The sequence below is a fragment of the Candidatus Methylomirabilota bacterium genome (assembly GCA_028870115.1).
Lineage (GTDB): Bacteria > Methylomirabilota > Methylomirabilia > Methylomirabilales > Methylomirabilaceae > Methylomirabilis.
Genome location: JAGWQH010000034.1, coordinates 1 through 1005, shown reverse-complemented (window position 1 = coordinate 1005; position 1005 = coordinate 1). Strand labels below are relative to the sequence as shown.

The 1005-nt window shown below is 59.6% G+C and carries 1 protein-coding gene; it reads left to right on the top strand.

Annotated elements, in window-relative coordinates; translation table 11 throughout:
- Positions 1 to 127: 127 nt before the first annotated feature.
- Positions 128 to 1005 (top strand): DEAD/DEAH box helicase (locus tag KGL31_03410; protein MDE2320954.1); only part of this gene is annotated, 878 nt, incomplete at its 3' end.

Below are 1005 nucleotides of genomic sequence, written 5' to 3'. Positions count from 1 at the left end.
GGTCAAATGGGTTTTGGCATTGACACGCTTTCCCATGCCGTGATAAAAGAAATGACTATATGTGGCCAAGAAACATAGCGGATGATATCATGCTCTTGATCTAAAGCGCCTAAGCATGATGCGACCTGTGAAGGCACATCCGGCTGGGCGATCCCCCTCGCCTCTACCCATTCCCGAGGTCGATCGGTTCATCGACGAGTTGCGCCGAGAGTACTCGACTCGTGGACACCCTGTCCACCTCAGGCAGATCCCTTCGAAATCACCCAGTTATGCGGACCTTTCCGATCCCATGTCAGGACCGCTTCGCGACGCGCTACGCAGGATCGGAGTCGACCAGCTCTACACGCACCAGTGTGCTGCCATTGAGGCGGCACGCGCCGGCAAGCATTCACTGGTTGTCACCTCCACCGCATCCGGCAAGAGTTTGACCTATCTCTTGCCGATCCTCGAACACCTGCTGACTGATCATTCGGCCCGCGCCCTCCTGTTGTTCCCGATCAAGGCGCTGGAGCAGGATCAACTGAAGATGTTGCAGACCCTGCTTCCATGGGGGCAGGATATCCGCGCCGCCATTGTGGATGGGGATACACCTGCATCCCGTCGGGCGAAGCTCCGAGACGATCCGCCACAACTGTTGTTGAGCAACCCGGATATGCTCCACCTCTCGCTGCTGCCCCACCACGCCCAGTGGCGCGAGTTCTGGCGCAACCTCCGCTATGTGGTCCTCGACGAACTGCACACCTATCGCGGGGTCTTTGGCTCACATATCGCCCACGTCCTGAGGCGTCTGCGGCGGGTAGCAGCCGCATACGGAGCTCAGCCGCAGTTCATCGCCTGCTCGGCGACGATCAGTAATCCTCTCGGCCTGTCGGAGCAACTCACCGGTCTGCCGTTTCAACTGATCGATGCGGATGGGGCCCCGCAGCAGGGCAAGCGTTTCCTTCTGATCAATCCGATCGGCAGCCCCTATACCGAGGCGACCGACCTGCTGCTCCGCTGCCTCCG